Annotated in this window: 22 protein-coding genes, 1 pseudogene and 1 other annotated feature; of the genes and pseudogenes, 2 read left to right on the top strand and 21 right to left on the bottom strand. The window is 32.7% G+C overall.

The genetic code is table 11. From position 1 onward, the window contains the following. Positions 1-10: 10 nt before the first annotated feature. The 13 genes from tgt to NGI30_RS04400 form a co-directional block, all read right to left on the bottom strand. The gene (gene tgt / locus NGI30_RS04460; RefSeq protein ID WP_251520136.1) at positions 11-1,150 is read right to left on the bottom strand and encodes a tRNA guanosine(34) transglycosylase Tgt; all 1,140 of its coding nucleotides are present in this window, start codon (positions 1,148-1,150) and stop codon (positions 11-13) included. 20 nt (positions 1,151-1,170) lie between these two features. Further along, positions 1,171-2,196 (bottom strand): tRNA preQ1(34) S-adenosylmethionine ribosyltransferase-isomerase QueA, encoded by a 1,026-nt coding sequence (gene queA, locus NGI30_RS04455; RefSeq protein WP_251520133.1) that lies wholly within the window; start codon positions 2,194-2,196, stop codon positions 1,171-1,173. Position 2,197: 1 nt separating this feature from the next. Then, the gene (gene ruvB / locus NGI30_RS04450) at positions 2,198-3,199 is read right to left on the bottom strand and encodes a Holliday junction branch migration DNA helicase RuvB (protein WP_251942829.1); all 1,002 of its coding nucleotides are present in this window, start codon (positions 3,197-3,199) and stop codon (positions 2,198-2,200) included. 34 nt (positions 3,200-3,233) lie between these two features. After that, complete coding sequence (ruvA, locus tag NGI30_RS04445; RefSeq protein WP_251520127.1) at positions 3,234-3,833, bottom strand: Holliday junction branch migration protein RuvA; 600 nt, start codon at positions 3,831-3,833, stop codon at positions 3,234-3,236. Positions 3,834-3,846: 13 nt separating this feature from the next. Beyond that, positions 3,847-4,302 (bottom strand): ACT domain-containing protein, encoded by a 456-nt coding sequence (locus NGI30_RS04440; RefSeq protein WP_251520124.1) that lies wholly within the window; start codon positions 4,300-4,302, stop codon positions 3,847-3,849. 11 nt (positions 4,303-4,313) lie between these two features. Then, entirely contained in the window at positions 4,314-5,609 is a 1,296-nt protein-coding gene (gene obgE, locus NGI30_RS04435; protein WP_251942827.1) for a GTPase ObgE, read from the bottom strand. A 129-nt stretch (positions 5,610-5,738) separates the two neighbouring features. Further along, complete coding sequence (gene rpmA, locus NGI30_RS04430) at positions 5,739-6,023, bottom strand: 50S ribosomal protein L27 (RefSeq protein WP_251520119.1); 285 nt, start codon at positions 6,021-6,023, stop codon at positions 5,739-5,741. An 11-nt stretch (positions 6,024-6,034) separates the two neighbouring features. Next, the gene (locus NGI30_RS04425; RefSeq protein ID WP_251520116.1) at positions 6,035-6,355 is read right to left on the bottom strand and encodes a ribosomal-processing cysteine protease Prp; all 321 of its coding nucleotides are present in this window, start codon (positions 6,353-6,355) and stop codon (positions 6,035-6,037) included. Positions 6,356-6,357: 2 nt separating this feature from the next. Then, positions 6,358-6,666 carry a 50S ribosomal protein L21 gene (gene rplU, locus NGI30_RS04420; RefSeq protein ID WP_251520113.1) on the bottom strand — a complete coding sequence of 103 codons (309 nt, stop codon included), beginning with the start codon at positions 6,664-6,666 and terminating at the stop codon, positions 6,358-6,360. Between the two features lie 12 nt (positions 6,667-6,678). After that, positions 6,679-6,753 (bottom strand) — a sequence feature (ribosomal protein L21 leader region). Between the two features lie 29 nt (positions 6,754-6,782). Then, a complete protein-coding gene (gene mreD, locus NGI30_RS04415; protein ID WP_251520110.1) occupies positions 6,783-7,307 on the bottom strand; it encodes a rod shape-determining protein MreD in 525 nt (174 codons plus the stop codon). Next, a complete protein-coding gene (gene mreC / locus NGI30_RS04410; RefSeq protein ID WP_251520107.1) occupies positions 7,307-8,152 on the bottom strand; it encodes a rod shape-determining protein MreC in 846 nt (281 codons plus the stop codon). The genes mreD and mreC overlap by 1 nt, the downstream gene beginning before the upstream one ends. A gap of 434 nt (positions 8,153-8,586) precedes the next feature. Further along, positions 8,587-8,745: a hypothetical protein gene (locus NGI30_RS04405; RefSeq protein WP_251520979.1), complete on the bottom strand. Its 159-nt coding sequence runs from the start codon at positions 8,743-8,745 to the stop codon at positions 8,587-8,589. A gap of 67 nt (positions 8,746-8,812) precedes the next feature. Further along, positions 8,813-9,271, bottom strand: a complete 459-nt coding sequence (locus tag NGI30_RS04400) for a DUF4930 family protein (RefSeq protein ID WP_251942825.1) — start codon at positions 9,269-9,271, stop codon at positions 8,813-8,815. Positions 9,272-9,421: 150 nt separating this feature from the next. Here NGI30_RS04400 and NGI30_RS04395 point away from each other — a divergent pair, with 150 nt between their 5' ends. Beyond that, positions 9,422-9,622, top strand: a complete 201-nt coding sequence (locus NGI30_RS04395) for a hypothetical protein (RefSeq protein WP_251942823.1) — start codon at positions 9,422-9,424, stop codon at positions 9,620-9,622. Between the two features lie 159 nt (positions 9,623-9,781). Here NGI30_RS04395 and radC read toward each other — a convergent pair whose 3' ends face one another. The 4 genes and pseudogenes from radC to NGI30_RS04385 form a co-directional block, all read right to left on the bottom strand. Beyond that, the gene (radC, locus tag NGI30_RS04390) at positions 9,782-10,459 is read right to left on the bottom strand and encodes a RadC family protein (RefSeq protein WP_251942821.1); all 678 of its coding nucleotides are present in this window, start codon (positions 10,457-10,459) and stop codon (positions 9,782-9,784) included. 18 nt (positions 10,460-10,477) lie between these two features. Further along, positions 10,478-10,876, bottom strand: coding sequence for a prepilin peptidase (locus NGI30_RS11450; protein ID WP_353047302.1), 399 nt, complete (start codon positions 10,874-10,876; stop codon positions 10,478-10,480). Between the two features lie 26 nt (positions 10,877-10,902). Further along, positions 10,903-11,145, bottom strand: a pseudogene (locus NGI30_RS11445) (prepilin peptidase); the annotation flags it as partial. A 148-nt stretch (positions 11,146-11,293) separates the two neighbouring features. After that, complete coding sequence (locus tag NGI30_RS04385; RefSeq protein ID WP_251520095.1) at positions 11,294-12,112, bottom strand: squalene/phytoene synthase family protein; 819 nt, start codon at positions 12,110-12,112, stop codon at positions 11,294-11,296. Between the two features lie 157 nt (positions 12,113-12,269). Here NGI30_RS04385 and NGI30_RS04380 point away from each other — a divergent pair, with 157 nt between their 5' ends. Beyond that, positions 12,270-12,530: a hypothetical protein gene (locus NGI30_RS04380; protein ID WP_251520093.1), complete on the top strand. Its 261-nt coding sequence runs from the start codon at positions 12,270-12,272 to the stop codon at positions 12,528-12,530. Positions 12,531-13,079: 549 nt separating this feature from the next. Here the strand turns inward: NGI30_RS04380 and NGI30_RS04370 are convergent. Genes NGI30_RS04370 through NGI30_RS04355 form a run of 4 tightly spaced genes read right to left on the bottom strand, consistent with a single transcriptional unit; the run spans position 13,080 to position 15,108 of the window. Further along, complete coding sequence (locus NGI30_RS04370; RefSeq protein WP_251520087.1) at positions 13,080-13,670, bottom strand: DJ-1/PfpI family protein; 591 nt, start codon at positions 13,668-13,670, stop codon at positions 13,080-13,082. Between the two features lie 21 nt (positions 13,671-13,691). Beyond that, the gene (locus NGI30_RS04365) at positions 13,692-14,207 is read right to left on the bottom strand and encodes a MepB family protein (RefSeq protein ID WP_342610357.1); all 516 of its coding nucleotides are present in this window, start codon (positions 14,205-14,207) and stop codon (positions 13,692-13,694) included. A gap of 30 nt (positions 14,208-14,237) precedes the next feature. Next, positions 14,238-14,606 carry a rhodanese-like domain-containing protein gene (locus tag NGI30_RS04360; RefSeq protein WP_251520084.1) on the bottom strand — a complete coding sequence of 123 codons (369 nt, stop codon included), beginning with the start codon at positions 14,604-14,606 and terminating at the stop codon, positions 14,238-14,240. After that, entirely contained in the window at positions 14,581-15,108 is a 528-nt protein-coding gene (locus NGI30_RS04355) for a MarR family winged helix-turn-helix transcriptional regulator (protein ID WP_251520081.1), read from the bottom strand. The genes NGI30_RS04360 and NGI30_RS04355 overlap by 26 nt, the downstream gene beginning before the upstream one ends. Positions 15,109-15,154 lie beyond the last annotated feature (46 nt).

The following is a 15,154-nucleotide window of genomic DNA, read 5'->3' as shown; positions in this document are numbered from 1 at the left end:
AAACTCCTTTCTAAAAGTTTTTAGGGTTGTCTACATTGAGCCCATACTGTTCGAAGAATTCTTCTTTGAAATCTAGAAGACGATCTTCACGAATTGCTTGTCTTACATCTTCCATCATCTTTAAGAGGAAGTGTAAGTTGTGATACGTTGTCAGACGAATACCAAATGTTTCATCTGCCTTGATTAAGTGTCTTATGTAAGCACGACTATAATTTCTACAAGTATAACAATCACATGCTTCATCAAGCGGTCGTAAATCTTCCGCATATTTGGCATTCTTTACGATCAGTCTACCTTGTGAAGTCATGCAAGTGCCGTTACGCGCAATCCTTGTCGGCAATACACAATCAAACATATCCATACCACGTATACTACATTCGATTAATGCATCAGGTGATCCAACACCCATTAAATAACGTGGTTTATCTTCTGGCATGAATTGTACAGTATGTTCAACCATATCATACATTACTGGTTTCGGTTCACCTACAGACAAACCACCAATTGCATAGCCAGGAAAATCTAATGCTACAAGTTCTTCGGCACTTTGTTGACGAAGATCTTTATATTCTCCACCTTGAATAATTCCAAATAAAGCTTGATCTTCAGGTCTTTGATGTGCTTTCAAGCATCTTTCAGCCCAACGTGTCGTTCTTTCTAGTGAGTCCTTTACATATTGATACTCTGATGGCATTGGTGGACACTCATCAAATGCCATCATTATATCTGAGCCTAAATCATTCTGAATTTGCATTGATTTCTCAGGACTTAGAAATAATTTCGAACCGTTGGTATGATGTCTAAACTCAACACCTTTTTCAGTAATATTACGTAAATTACTTAAACTAAATACTTGAAATCCGCCTGAATCCGTCAGTATAGGACCATCCCAGTTCATAAACTGGTGCAAGCCCCCACTCTTTTTAATAATATCATTTCCCGGTTGTAACCACAAATGATAGGTGTTTCCAAGGATAATCTTAGCATTCATTTGATGTAGTTCTTCAGGGCTCATTGTTTTAACTGTCGCTTTTGTTCCTACAGGCATAAACATCGGCGTTTCAAATGAACCATGCGGTGTATGAACGATTCCTAATCGAGCGCCAGATTGTTTACATGTTTTTATATGTTCATATGTCACTGCTGGCATATTTTATTTCAATCCTTTCACTATATGATTAACATAGCATCTCCAAAACTAAAGAATCTATATTTCATCTCCACTGCTTCTTTATATGCATTTAATATATTATCACGTGTACTAAACGCTGAAACTAACATTACGAGCGTTGATTTTGGCAAATGGAAATTTGTGATAAGTGCATCTATTGCTTTGTATTGAAATCCTGGGAAGATAAATATATCTGTCCAACCACTTTGCGCCTTAAATTCTGTATGATTTTGCATAATAGTTTCAAGCGTTCGTGTTGTCGTTGTACCAACTGACACAATCTTTTTACCACGTGCTTTTGTATCATTTAATAAGTCTGCAGTTTGTTGATCCATTTGATAATACTCACTATGCATTTCATGGTCATCTATATTATCAACACTTACAGGTCTAAATGTGCCTAAACCTACATGCAACGTTATAAAGGCAATGTTTACGCCTTTTTCACGAATTTGTTCCAACAATGCATCTGTAAAGTGTAATCCTGCTGTTGGTGCAGCAGCTGAACCAATCGCTTTAGCGTATACAGTTTGGTATCGATCAGGGTCATCTAAACGTTCTTTAATATATGGAGGTAATGGCATTTCTCCTAATTCATCTAAACGTTCTTGTAAAATACCTTCATAGTGTAAACGCATAATACGACCGCCCTGATTTAGTTCTTCAACGCATTCAGCCTTTATTTTGCCTTCTCCAAATGTTAAAACCTGACCTATTTTGACACGTTTAGCTGGTTTAAGTAATACTTCCCAATCGTTGCCTTCGATTTGGTTTAACATTAACATTTCTACCTTTGCGCCAGTTTCTTCTTTTAGCCCAAATAATCGTGCTGGCATTACACGTGTATCATTAAGAACGAGCGTGTCGCCTTTCTCAAAATAATCAATAACATCTTTAAACTGTTTATGCTCTGTTTCTCCAGTAGATCTGCCTAAAACAAGCAATCGACTTTGATCCCTATTTTTCAATGGGGTTTGAGCGATTAAAGATTCCGGTAAATCATAATCAAATGCTTCAATTTCCAAATTATTCCCTCTCTCCATGCATATTAAAATGTTCGAACGCATATGCCGTCGCTTTACGTCCTCTCGGTGTGCGCTCAAGGAAACCTTTTTGAATTAAAAATGGTTCATAAACATCTTCAATGGTCACACGTTCTTCACCAATTGATACAGCAATCGTATCTAGACCAACTGGTCCACCATTGTATTGCTTTAATATACAATTCATCATTTTATGATCAATATAATCAAGACCTTCATCATCAATCTGCAGCAACTCTAAAGAACGCTTTGTGGTACGAATTTTAATATAGTCATCATCTTCCACCTGTTGAAAATCCCTCACTCTTTTAAGTAAACGATTGGCAACACGTGGTGTGCCTCTACTTCTCTTAGCTAATTCACTCGCACTTTCATCATCAATTTGAGTACCAAGTACTTCTGCTGTTCGCAATATAATTTCTTTCAAATCTTGTTCTTTATAATATTCTAATCTTAGATGAACACCAAATCTATCACGTAAAGGTGCTGATAAACTACCTGATCTCGTTGTAGCTCCTATGAGTGTAAATGGTGGCAAATCTATACGAATACTACGTGCTTCCTCGCCTTTTCCAATGACAATATCTAAGAAGAAATCTTCCATTGCTGAATATAATACTTCTTCAACGACACTACTCAAGCGATGTATTTCATCAATAAACAAAACATCGCCAGGTTGTAATCCAGATAATATTGCTGCTAAATCACCAGGTCGTTCAATGGAAGGACCCGTTATTGTTCTCATATTGACTTCCATCTCGTTCGCTATAATATTTGATAATGTCGTTTTACCTAACCCAGGGGGACCAAATAACAACACGTGATCTAATGGTTCTTGTCTCATTTTAGCTGCTTTAATAAAAACTTCTAGATTTGACTTTATAGTTGATTGACCGATATATTGTCTTAATTTGGTTGGCCTTAACGACAATTCAAAGTTAGATTCGTCATCATGTAATGATTGATCTACCATTCGATCATCCATGTTTAATCCCCCTTATAATACATAATTTATCATATTAAGAAACGAGTAATTGTAAACCGCGTTTAACTGCGTCATCTACAGACTCAACTGTTTCTTTATTTAAGGCTTTTTCCACCTTTGTAAGTTCTCGTTTTGAATAACCTAACGCACCTAGAGCAAGTAACGCTTCTTCGATTAACGGTGATTGATCAGACGTTTCTTCGTGAGTTAGCACTTGTTGTTCTTCTGTATCATTAACTTGAACTTTACCTTTTAAATCTAAAACGATTTGTCGTGCTGTTTTCTTTCCGATACCTGGAAATTTAGTGAGGTACGCATCATTTTCATTTTCAATTGCTATTTTAACTTCGTTTGGCGTACTCGTTGCTAATATAGCAAGCGCAGATTTTGGTCCAATACCAGTTACTTTAATTAAATTTAGAAACATCTCTTTCTCTTCTTGATTTATAAAACCATAAAGTAACTGAGCATCTTCACGTACGATTAAAGACGTAAAGATTTTTAATTCATTATCTAAATATTTCTGAAATCGATAGGAATTGGGTGTCTGTATTTCATAACCAACTCCACCCGTTTCAACAACAACATGTGTTGGATATAATTCTGTTAAAGTTCCTTTTACATATGCATACATCTATTTTACTCCCTTACATTGACATACTGATTAATTCTACTTTAGAAATATGGTCAATGGTTTTTATAGATTCCATAATATCATCAATTTCCAAATCTGTTGCTTGTGCATCTAATGAAAGCGTAATAGTTGCTCTGCCTTCCATCGGGATACTTTGATGTATCGTCAGTACTGATAGGCTTAAACTGGATAACTTATTAAGTACATTCGCTAACATACCAACCATGTCGTTAACATATAGAATTAATGTAAATTCTCTCGTTTCTTCTTTTTTGTCATCAATAGGAAAAATTGTATCTCGATATTTATAAAATGCACTTCTCGATAAGTTATGTTGTTTAACAGCTTCAAATATGGACAGTGATGGATCTTTTTTCAAAGCATCTTTAATTTCAAGTGTTTTAACAACCGATTCTGGAAGTACGTCTTCTCTAATTAAATAAAACTTTTTATGATCGTTTGTGTCCATATTTAGCACTCCTATTCAACAAATTCGAATTCTCCACCTAAGATTCTTACGATATCGCCATTTTCACAGCCACGTGCACGTAAGGCATCATCAATACCCATAGAGCGCATTTGACGTGCAAATCGACGTACTGCTGGTTCACTATTAAAGTCAGTCATCTTGAATATACGTTCAATCGATTTACCACTTACTACATAAGCAGCATCATCATCACGTGTAATTGTAAATTTATCTTGATCTGGCGTATGTTTATAAACCACACGGTTAATACCCATTGCTTCATCGTCAACTTTGGTGAAATCTATGTCTTTCACTTCTTCTAATTTGTCAGCAATTGTGTATAGCAACTCATCAATGTGATCATGTTTGAAAGTAGACATAGGTATAATTTGCATTGTTTCATCATTTAATTGTTCTTTAAATAATTCTAAATTATCCTCTGCATCTGGCATGTCCATTTTATTCGCCACCAAGATTTGAGGGCGATCTTCTAATCGTTGCTCATAGGCTTTTAATTCTTCTTTTATCACTTTATAGTCTTCAAAAGGATCTCTACCTTCTGAACCACTCATATCAATCATGTGTACTATTACTTTCGTACGTTCAACATGTCGTAAAAATTGATGTCCAAGCCCTACGCCATCTGACGCACCTTCGATTAAACCTGGTAAGTCTGCCATGACGAAACTTCTATTATCTTTCGTAGATACCACACCTAAATTAGGCTTAATCGTTGTAAAATGATAAGCACCGATTTTTGGTTTTGCTTTTGAAACTATTGACAATAATGTTGATTTACCTACACTTGGGAAACCAACTAATCCGACATCTGCAAGTAATTTCAGTTCTAATGTGACATCAATTTCTTCACCTGGTTCACCATTTTCACTAAAATCAGGTGCAGGGTTCCTTGGTGATGCAAATCGTGAATTTCCACGACCACCGCGACCTCCTTTAGCAACCACAGCACGTTGGCCATGCTCAACTAAATCGGCTAATACTTCTTCTGTTTCTAAGCTCTTAATAATTGTGCCAGGTGGTACTTTCAATACTAAATCTTCTGCATTTTTACCATGCATATTACTACTTTGTCCGCCTTCGCCACGTTTAGCTTTGAAATGAGTTTGGTATCTAAAGTCTAATAAGGTACTTAAACCTTCATCTACTACAAACACGACATCTGCACCGTCTCCACCATCGCCACCAGCTGGGCCTCCAAACGGCACATATTTTTCTCTTCTATAGGCAGTTATACCATTACCACCATCACCTGCTTTAAGTGATATTTTAACTTGATCGACAAACATGATTTCACCTCTTTTTCTCAATTTACTTTTATCGTATCTTTTTTATTATAGCATTATCTAGCTTTGTAGAAAATAAAGACAAAAAAGAAACACCAGAAGTATAACTTCTGGTGTTACCGAAGACAAAAATTACTCAGCTGCTGCGTATACAGAAACTTGTTTTTTGTCGCGACCTTTACGTTCATATTTAACAACGCCGTCGATTTTAGCGAATAATGTATCGTCTCCACCACGACCTACATTTTCACCAGGATAAATTTTAGTACCACGTTGGCGGAAAAGAATTGAACCACCAGTTACGTATTGACCGTCAGCACGTTTAGCACCTAAACGTTTTGATTCTGAGTCACGGCCGTTTTTTGTAGAACTTACCCCTTTTTTAGATGCGAAGAACTGTAAGTTTAATTTTAACATTTGGTTGCACCTCACTTATAATTTAATCTAATATTTTCTTTATAGTCTTCTTCAATAGTTTGTAACGATACGAGCATCGCTTGAAGAATTAATTGCGCTTGTTCATTGTTTGTATCAACACTTCTGATGTGGAAGTATCCTCCATCATCGGCGTAATCGATATCTGGTTTTTCAGTCGTTAGTCCCATAATAGCATTCACGCTACCAAATAGAACTGCTGAAGCACCAGCACACACGAGATCATGTCCGTAATCGCCAGCTTCTGCATGACCATCCATAATCACGTCTGTTACTTGACCATCGTCATTTAATGTAACATCAACTTTAATCATAATTATGCGTTGATTTTGTCGATTGTTAATTTAGTGTAAGGTTGACGATGACCTTGTTTACGCTTAGAGTCTTTACGACGTTTATAAGTGAAAACAGTGATTTTCTTACCGCGACCGTGCTTTTGCACTGTAGCAGAAACTGAAGCACCTTCAACTGTTGGCGCACCAACTTTCACTGCGTCTCCACCTACAAATAGTACTTTATCGAAAGTGAAAGAATCACCTTCGTTTGCAGCTAATTTTTCTACAAAGATCTCTTGACCTTCTTCAACTTTAACTTGTTTACCGCCTGTTTCAATAATAGCAAACATACTTTGCACCTCCTATAATTTAAGTCACGCCAAATGCAGGTGACATTGAATGTACTTAAACCTGTATTTGAGCGGTTGTATGTAGCTATAAACTACTCAACTACTGCATTTTAGCATCAGCTATTCTTACTGTCAATCTTGAATTGCATTTTCGATGTAAATTTCTTGATAATTGGAAATAAAATCAATAATAAAATAAAATTCAAGATAAATGTTGGAATCATTCTAAATAATATGAAATTGACTACGTTCATATCAACGATACCTAAAATACTATAAATAACACCACTGTATACTTCAAAAACCATAGTTCCAAATAAAACTACTATAAATATCATTCCATGATCTCTATAAAATGTTTTGAAGAAAAAGTCCATCATCACTACGAGTAATATATATCCAAATAGATATAACCCATAAAAACTTCCAAAATATAAATCTGCCATTAATCCCAAGATAATAGATAATACAATAGATACACCAAAACTACGATAAATGCATAGCATTAAAAGATACATTAATGTTAAATGTGGTACAAAGATGATTGCTTTATCATTGATTTGCATTGGTATGACTAAACCAATAATCGTATCAATGTAAAATAATATTAAACCAATTAAGAAGTAGGATAACGTACGCATTACTTGTCCCCACTTTCTTCTTTTGGTAATGTATCAGGATCTCTCTTTCCGACATATACATGATTTAAATCTGATAAGTCAGCTGCTGTTTTTATTTTGACTTGTTTTGATAAACCATATTCGTCATTTTGAACTTTAGTAACTTCACCTATGTAAATACCTTTTGGAAGTTGATCAGCTAAACCACTTGTAACAACTTTATCCCCTTTTTTGATTTTATCTTTATTATCGACATCTGAAATGACTAACTCTTCATTTTTAGAATCGTAATGATCGATTAAACCGAACACATTCTTACCTTTATGTTGTATGTTTACAGATAAACGATTGGAACGTGCTTTCGTAGTAATTAAATCAACTTGAGAGGAGAATTGGTTGACCTTTGTGATACGACCTACTAAACCTTTCGAAGTCATTACGGCCATATTTTTATCTATTCCATTTTTAGCACCTTGATTGATTACTAATTTGTTCATCCATTGATCAGGATTTCTTGCCAAAACTGTACTTGATATCGGCTCATATTTTGAAATATCATCAATTTTCAATTCCTTTTTATATTTCTTGTTATCAGCTTTCAATCTTTCATTTTCGGCTTCAAGTTTTTTTAACTTTGCAGACTCATCTTTAGAATCTTTATCATTATTAAAGAAATTGCCGATTGAACCAGCGATAAATTGCGTAGGATAACTAACTACCCTCTGTCCTAAGGAAACTGAGTCACCCACATATTGTTCAACTGGTGATTGTGATTGAGAACGTAACGACATCCCAATCAACGCTATAAAAAGAATGATTGCACATAAAATAACAACCGCTTTGTTATTTTTAAAAAACTTTGACAACCTAAACACCTCAATTAACCATCTTATTATGTTCTGTTCTTATTTTATATTACTTATCTTATGAAATAAAGCACTAACCATATTTATGAATATCAAAATTGTTTGAAATTATATTTGATAATTTGATGTGAAAAATTTTCAAATAAAACCATTTATGTATCCATAAAAATATAAATATGTATATTAATATTATCAATATGATTACTATTAGCGATAATACAAGCATGAATAACAAATATAACTTGTTTAAATTTGTTCTAAATTCAACTTACCTCACGCTATCAAAGTATACCATTTCTTTAACCCTCGACCAATGGATTCGAATTCGATTACCGTTGCACTTTATTTTGCAATAAAAAAAGATGGCTGTCTCTTGTTAGAGAAACCATCTTTCTTAAGCTATCTGAAAAATTGTAATTTTGGTTAATAAAATATTATTTATTATCCTCTTTAGATTCATCTGTTTCTTTAGATTCGTTTGAATCCTTTTCATCTTCTTTATATAAAGTTTCATCTTTACGCCAACGTGCAAATAGATTTTGTGCTTTTGCTTGTTCATCAGCTTTTTTCTCGCTAGATTTTTCACTCATCATTACACACCAACCTTTTAATAATTTACTGTAATAAGGCTAACGCATTTTATAGTATAATTCAAATGTGTTACTCAAAGCTTGATGGTGTTTTTAACTCAATATTTTGACCCATTTTATTTAAGTCTTGTTGCATTTCAATTTCAGTTTTATATACTCTGATAGAATCTGAACCAAATTTATATATAATAAATTTATCATCTCTTTGGCCTGCTAAATATTTATCATTATACCCCATACGTCCTATGCCAGATACTGACATAAACTCTCTCTTATCAATAAAATTGAACACATTTTTAACTTGGCTCAATGGTACATTATTCAATAAATCATTATCTTCGACCGTATACCTTTCGCCACCGGTCATTTGTGAGTTTGGTGCGTTCTTATTCATAGATGGTTCTTCATTATGAACTGGGTTCCATGCTTGATCTTTTAAAACTGGTGCGTATCTCATAGCGAAAAAGACAATCATCAATATCGCAATGATAGCAATAATATTCTTTATTAACCTAAATATAAAACGCATGAACCACCCTCCATTTCTAATATACTATCATATTATAAATTCTATAAGTATATAACTACATCAGTCTATGGGCGTAATTCAAACATTACCATAGACCGATGTCAATTGGTCTTGTAAACTGTATGATATACATAAAGGAGTGAATATATCATGAGCATGCTAACTATCATACTTATCGCACTCTTAGTTATTTTATTATTTAGAGTTAGCGTTTCGATTATAAGAGCTTTAATATATATAGGTCTTGTACTTTTATGCCTTTATTTAGCTTATCAAGGTGCAATATACGCGCTAGATTATTTCAATGTAGATATCAATCAGTTAATTTATGATGTGAAATCTAGTATCTAATTGTCTCAACGTTTAAATAATCTTTACTATTCAAATTAAAAACCCACTATATCTGTAGGAGTCTGGGACAAAAATAATTGTCTCAGACTCTTTATCATTTAAAAGTGGCTACGAAACCTCTGTCAGAAAATTCGATTTCTGTCTATCTATTTCAAAATTTCAATCAATATATCCCTCTTCAGCTAAACTTAGATATTGATGGTCCCCTATAATAATATGATCTAAAATCTCAATACCTATGATTGCACCGCATTGGATGAGTCTTTTTGTTGTCTCGATATCTTCATTAGAAGGCGTGACCTCTCCTGAAGGATGATTATGAATGAGTATTATTGAATGACTAGATTGTTTAATGGCTTCATTAAATATTTCACGAGGATGCACAATTGAAGAATTTAATGTACCAATAAATATTATCTTTTGTTTAAACACAACGTTTTTAGCATCTAAAAATAACACTACAAGTTGTTCCTGTTTTAAATGCTCCATTTTAGCCATCATATAATTAGCGACATCTTTTGGTGAATTGATTTGAACCTTTTCTTCAACACTACCTGAATGCATACGCTCCCCAAGTTCAAATGCCGCCTTTAATGTTAATGCTTTATATACTCCTACTCCTTTGATTTGATTTAGATCATTTAATGAAAGTGACTTTAATTCCTTTAAATTACTGACTGATCTCAATAATTCATGTGCAATGTCTAAACTTGAATATCCTTTTCGCCCTGTATTAATTAGAATTGCTAACAATTCAGCATGAGACAATTCAGAGGCACCATGATTAAGCATGCGTTCTTTTGGCTTTTGATAATCTGCCAATTCATTGATTCTCATGATGTTTCATCTCCTTGTTTAAAATAGTATAGCAATATTGAAAGCTATAAATACAAATGGTAACAATGGTATTTTTTTATTTTTCTGATGTAAACACAAATGGTAATAGAGCCCAAAAATAGTGGCTAAAATACTTGTTAATAAAAGCATAATAACTAACGTGTTATATGGAAGTATGTAAGATAAGATAGAAAATATTAAAATATCACCATATCCTATACCTTTATGACAAAGAAAATAAAATAAGTGTGATAAAAGCGTTACTAAGATAAAAAATAACCACTCACCTGAAATTAAATAAAACACACAGAAACTAAATACAATAAAGACATGTAATGGTAAGGTGAAAGTTTTAAAATCATAGATTGCAAAAGTGAGTAAAAATAAATATGTAAGTAAATAAGAAGTGGAATTGATAGGAAAAGTGAAATAAAAAAAATTATAGGAATAAGTGCGAATAATTCACCAATCAAATATGTTCTTGAAATGCGTTGGTGACAACAAATGGAACGACCTCTAAGTTGGATGAAACTCCAAATAGGTATTAAACTAGTAAAACCTAACGGTTGATGACAATAATCACATGTATATCGACGAAATAAATATTTTAACGATAAATCTTCTACCTCACAAAATTGATATAAAAAGCTAAAGAGAACAGGACAAAATAATAATATATAAATCATCAGAACGCCTCCGTACTAAGTATAGCACGTATAAATCATAAACTTAACAAAATTATCATATTCCTAAAAACTTTTATAATTTTATACTTTTAATACAAAAAATGGAACTCATGACCGTGATCAGTTCTGAGTTCCACTTAAAATTAATTTAATCTTTTTTTACTTCTTCTACTGTTTCTTCTACTTCCTGACGAGAAATCTTTTCACGTCCATCTTTCATTGCTTTTAAAGATTTATGAGCTAACGCTAATGGTAATTTACAGAAAAGTCTTATACTGCGTTTATGTACCATAGTCATATATTCATCAGCCTTCGCCAAATTGTCCTCGGCATATTTAAATAAATCATCACGATTCATATCGTCTGGAACAAAACTTACACCACGTTCCTCATAATCTTCTTCTTCGTTGCGTAAAATATTTACGGCTTGTAGTCCTCGACCATAACCAATCGCAAGTTCACGATCTGTTTTTTCTCCTGCACAAACCTCCCATAACTCGGACAACATCACTCCGACAAGGCCTGCCACGTAATATGTATAATCGTCTAACTCTTCACGGGTACGAACATTCCAATTTGCTTTAGCCCATTTTGCCATGCCTTCAGCCATCTCACTAGAATATTCCGTAACGATTGACACTGTTTGATCAGGACAAGCATCAATCCAATCGCCTAACCGTATAGTAACCTCCGGCATTTTTTCTTTTACAGGACTCAATATTTCTTGATAACGCGTTTCATCAAATGAATGTTTTAATAAATCACTGACTTGTAATAATATTTTATTTTTAGTGTCATTATCAACATCTTCGTGATCTTCAATTTCATCAATCGCACGCATGATAAGATATGCTGACGCAACTGAATGTTTTAATTCCTTTTCCAAAAATGTAATGGGTATATAGAATGTACGACTCGTTTCTTTCAAGACACGCATCGCATCTTTTGGGAATTTTTTATCTGACATTTTTCCTTGCCTCCCTTTTTTAAATACTATCACATTATCTTAAAATAAAACATTATTCTTATGTCAAATAAACGATATTAATTTAATAAATTAACTATTAGAAAAAGTACCATTATGATACGCTAAAAAAGACATAATTACCTGTAGGAGGCTATTAATGAAAGATCAAAGCAAATTAATATTAAAAAAACTTAGTTCTTTCGCAAAATATGTTTTTATCTTAGCTATTATTTTACTTATTATTGGGGACACAGTAACGCCCAGCCCTAACTTTTTAAGTTATTTGTCAAAAACACTTGTCATCCTAGGCGTTATTTTACTAATGTTACCTGAAGTCCTTCACGGAAAGATTAAAGATATAGTCATTTGGATATCAATTTTATTAATTGTAATTATTTTAGTTGTCTTCATTATTTAATACAATATAGGTTGAATATTGAAATTTGTTTACCGTATGAAGCATAATCTATGTATTCCTACACATGTTTATAGGGATTACAACATAAATTTAAGGCTGGCACATAATCTATGCCAGCCTTTTTTAAACCTAAGGAAGGTTTTATTATTTATTTGTCACTGCTTGATTTTATAGTTATAAATAATGGAAGCAATACCTAAACCAAATAACATAAGAATCAAAACATAAATTGCAAATACCTCTGTCTTAATATGCACACAAAAAAGTAAAAATAATAAAAATGCTAATATAAAGTACACAGGTATCAATAACCTTTTTAATAATATCGGGCTTTCCACTGAATCACACCAATTTTTTAATATTAACATGTCATTTATTATTGAATGTAAAATACATGTCATAGTTGTAACAATAATGTAATTTAAATTCTATCATTTTTTTCAATTAATGACATTAAATTTATTAAATGGTCAATTTCAGTGCTTAACTGTCCCAGTTATGAAATATTTTTGTAGTAAAAATGCATAATTGTCTTACATTACGAAAATATTACATATATGGATTACCATACTTTTCGCAATAACGATAGAAGCCATTTTGATATAGATACGTCAGCTTTTCTATATTTTCAGTTGTATCAAAGTTCACTAATTGTAACACTTTTTGAGTAAATGATAGCGCAGCAGTTCCATTAGCAGTAACAAGATTGCCATCCGCAACTGATTGTTGAGACACAAAATGTTTGTCAGGTTGATAATTAACATAATTAGACCACAAAGATTGATCGTTACCCGTATGAATATATTGATTTAAAAAGCCATAACGTGCTAAATAATCGACTGCCCCACAAATTGCCCCAATGGCAATGCCTTTATCAAAAGCATCCTTTACTTTTTCTGTCACAGTAGGGTCCTCAATATTCCAGCTATCTCCACCAACTAACACAAGTAACGCTTCATCACCAGGATCATTTTCTAATGTATAATCTACTAACGTATTAAACCCACCTATTGACCTAACTTGTTGATGAGTTGAGATTGTTCGTATTTCCCACTCATCACTCTTGCTCAAAGTTGCACTTAGATACGTTGCTTCCCATTCAGCATATTGGTCTAATATAAGAAATGTTGCTATTTTCAATTTTATAGCCTCTTTTCGATTTTAAAATTTATTAAAATACAGATTCTTCATTTTTATGAAATCCATTTCTTCCGACATATCTATAAAATATTGTAGTTGCCATTTTTGCGTTTGGCTGGCAGTTTTATTTAAATTTGTTTCCCATGATGGATACACACGAAATGCCATTTTACCCTTGTGTTTATTTGAAGTAATGAGGCCTTTGTGTCTTAAAAGTTCTTTCGGAAAAATGAACTGTCCTTTATAGTTTTTATCTAATATATTAATCACTAAAAAGTCTTGCATGATTTCGAAATGAAATGGAATATTTACATTGTCCTTGTTTTTGTGCCATATTGCGACAAAATAACCTTTTTTCTTAGGTGTCTGTTTTGCTAACCGACTTTTAAAGGTTGTGTTTTGAACAGAAAATTGAAATGCTTCATATTCAACGTTATATCTTTCTTTAGTAGGGCTATCTATACTATCTATCTCCATATAAGACAGTACATATTTTATAAATTGATAAGAACTAAAATCATCCAAAACTTTTTTCATCACATTCACTCATTTTTTTATTTTAATTACTTAAACTTCTTCAAGTGGGAGGTTCATACCTTTCCATCCCTCAAGTGCTCCAGCTAATTCATAAGCTTCAAAGTCGTTCTTCAATAATTCTAGTAGTGCAACCTTTCCTAGTATTGTGCCACCTGTCCAATCATATACGACATAAATGTAATCCTTAGATAATGTATCTAACTGCTCTTTCAATTCTTTGGCAGGTATTTCAATAGAATTCTTTATTTTATCTTTTTTTACTTTTTTTGGAGCATTTCTTACGTCAATAACTTTATATTTATTCCCGTCTTTTTCCATATCTTCTAAAACTTCATGATGGTTAATATACAAACTTAAATATGTTTCTAATAATTCAATTTTCTTCTTCATTTTCCTCATCCTTTAATAATTTATTTTTTAACTTGCTTATTAAATTATAAAAAGTCTCCTTTTCTTCTGAAGTGAAAGTTTCAAACATACTAGATACTAATTCATAATTTTCTGGTAAAACTTTTTTTAATACAGTTAATCCCTCTTTCGTAAGCTGTACATAATTAGTTCTTTTGTCTTCTTCATATAACTTTCTTTGAATTAAACCTTTATTCTCCATCCCTTTTAAAATGCCAGTAATAGTAGATTTTTTACTTCCTATCTTTTTTGATAATTGTGATGGCGCTAATGTCATATCTTGTTCTTTAGTTAATAACATCATAATTGTAAATTTTGCATCTGATATTTCGTACTGTTGCATTAAATTATCGTGCTTTTCTTTCATTAACTTATAAGTTTTCTGTAACTCTAAATAAAGCATTACAGAATTCGGATCTAACTCTGGATAATCTTGTCGTAAATTTTTAAGTCTTTTAAAAGAAGGACTATCGTATAAATAAAAATCTTTCATGAAAACTGCCTCCTAATTAGTTAGGTACCTAACTAATTTAATGATA

Source organism: Staphylococcus sp. Marseille-Q5304, assembly GCF_943737015.1.
GTDB classification, from domain to species: Bacteria; Bacillota; Bacilli; order Staphylococcales; family Staphylococcaceae; genus Staphylococcus; species Staphylococcus hsinchuensis.
Note: the sequence above shows the minus strand (reverse complement) of the source record. Positions and strands in the feature narration are given on the sequence as shown.

What these genes read in the sequence shown, in the direction of transcription:
- obgE (WP_251942827.1), bottom strand. Translation starts at nt 5,609, where the DNA reads ATGTTTGTCGATCAAGTTAAAATATCACTTAAAGCAGGTGATGGTGGT.
- NGI30_RS04400 (WP_251942825.1), bottom strand. Translation starts at nt 9,271, where the DNA reads ATGCGTTTTATATTTAGGTTAATAAAGAATATTATTGCTATCATTGCG.
- NGI30_RS04360 (WP_251520084.1), bottom strand. Translation starts at nt 14,606, where the DNA reads ATGAGGAAAATGAAGAAGAAAATTGAATTATTAGAAACATATTTAAGT.
- NGI30_RS04385 (WP_251520095.1), bottom strand. Translation starts at nt 12,112, where the DNA reads ATGTCAGATAAAAAATTCCCAAAAGATGCGATGCGTGTCTTGAAAGAA.
- radC (WP_251942821.1), bottom strand. Translation starts at nt 10,459, where the DNA reads ATGAGAATCAATGAATTGGCAGATTATCAAAAGCCAAAAGAACGCATG.
- NGI30_RS04380 (WP_251520093.1), top strand. Translation starts at nt 12,270, where the DNA reads ATGAAAGATCAAAGCAAATTAATATTAAAAAAACTTAGTTCTTTCGCA.
- NGI30_RS04355 (WP_251520081.1), bottom strand. Translation starts at nt 15,108, where the DNA reads ATGAAAGATTTTTATTTATACGATAGTCCTTCTTTTAAAAGACTTAAA.
- ruvA (WP_251520127.1), bottom strand. Translation starts at nt 3,833, where the DNA reads ATGTATGCATATGTAAAAGGAACTTTAACAGAATTATATCCAACACAT.
- NGI30_RS04425 (WP_251520116.1), bottom strand. Translation starts at nt 6,355, where the DNA reads ATGATTAAAGTTGATGTTACATTAAATGACGATGGTCAAGTAACAGAC.
- rpmA (WP_251520119.1), bottom strand. Translation starts at nt 6,023, where the DNA reads ATGTTAAAATTAAACTTACAGTTCTTCGCATCTAAAAAAGGGGTAAGT.
- NGI30_RS04365 (WP_342610357.1), bottom strand. Translation starts at nt 14,207, where the DNA reads ATGAAAAAAGTTTTGGATGATTTTAGTTCTTATCAATTTATAAAATAT.
- NGI30_RS04395 (WP_251942823.1), top strand. Translation starts at nt 9,422, where the DNA reads ATGAGCATGCTAACTATCATACTTATCGCACTCTTAGTTATTTTATTA.
- rplU (WP_251520113.1), bottom strand. Translation starts at nt 6,666, where the DNA reads ATGTTTGCTATTATTGAAACAGGCGGTAAACAAGTTAAAGTTGAAGAA.
- NGI30_RS04405 (WP_251520979.1), bottom strand. Translation starts at nt 8,745, where the DNA reads ATGATGAGTGAAAAATCTAGCGAGAAAAAAGCTGATGAACAAGCAAAA.
- tgt (WP_251520136.1), bottom strand. Translation starts at nt 1,150, where the DNA reads ATGCCAGCAGTGACATATGAACATATAAAAACATGTAAACAATCTGGC.
- NGI30_RS04440 (WP_251520124.1), bottom strand. Translation starts at nt 4,302, where the DNA reads ATGGACACAAACGATCATAAAAAGTTTTATTTAATTAGAGAAGACGTA.
- mreD (WP_251520110.1), bottom strand. Translation starts at nt 7,307, where the DNA reads ATGCGTACGTTATCCTACTTCTTAATTGGTTTAATATTATTTTACATT.
- ruvB (WP_251942829.1), bottom strand. Translation starts at nt 3,199, where the DNA reads ATGGATGATCGAATGGTAGATCAATCATTACATGATGACGAATCTAAC.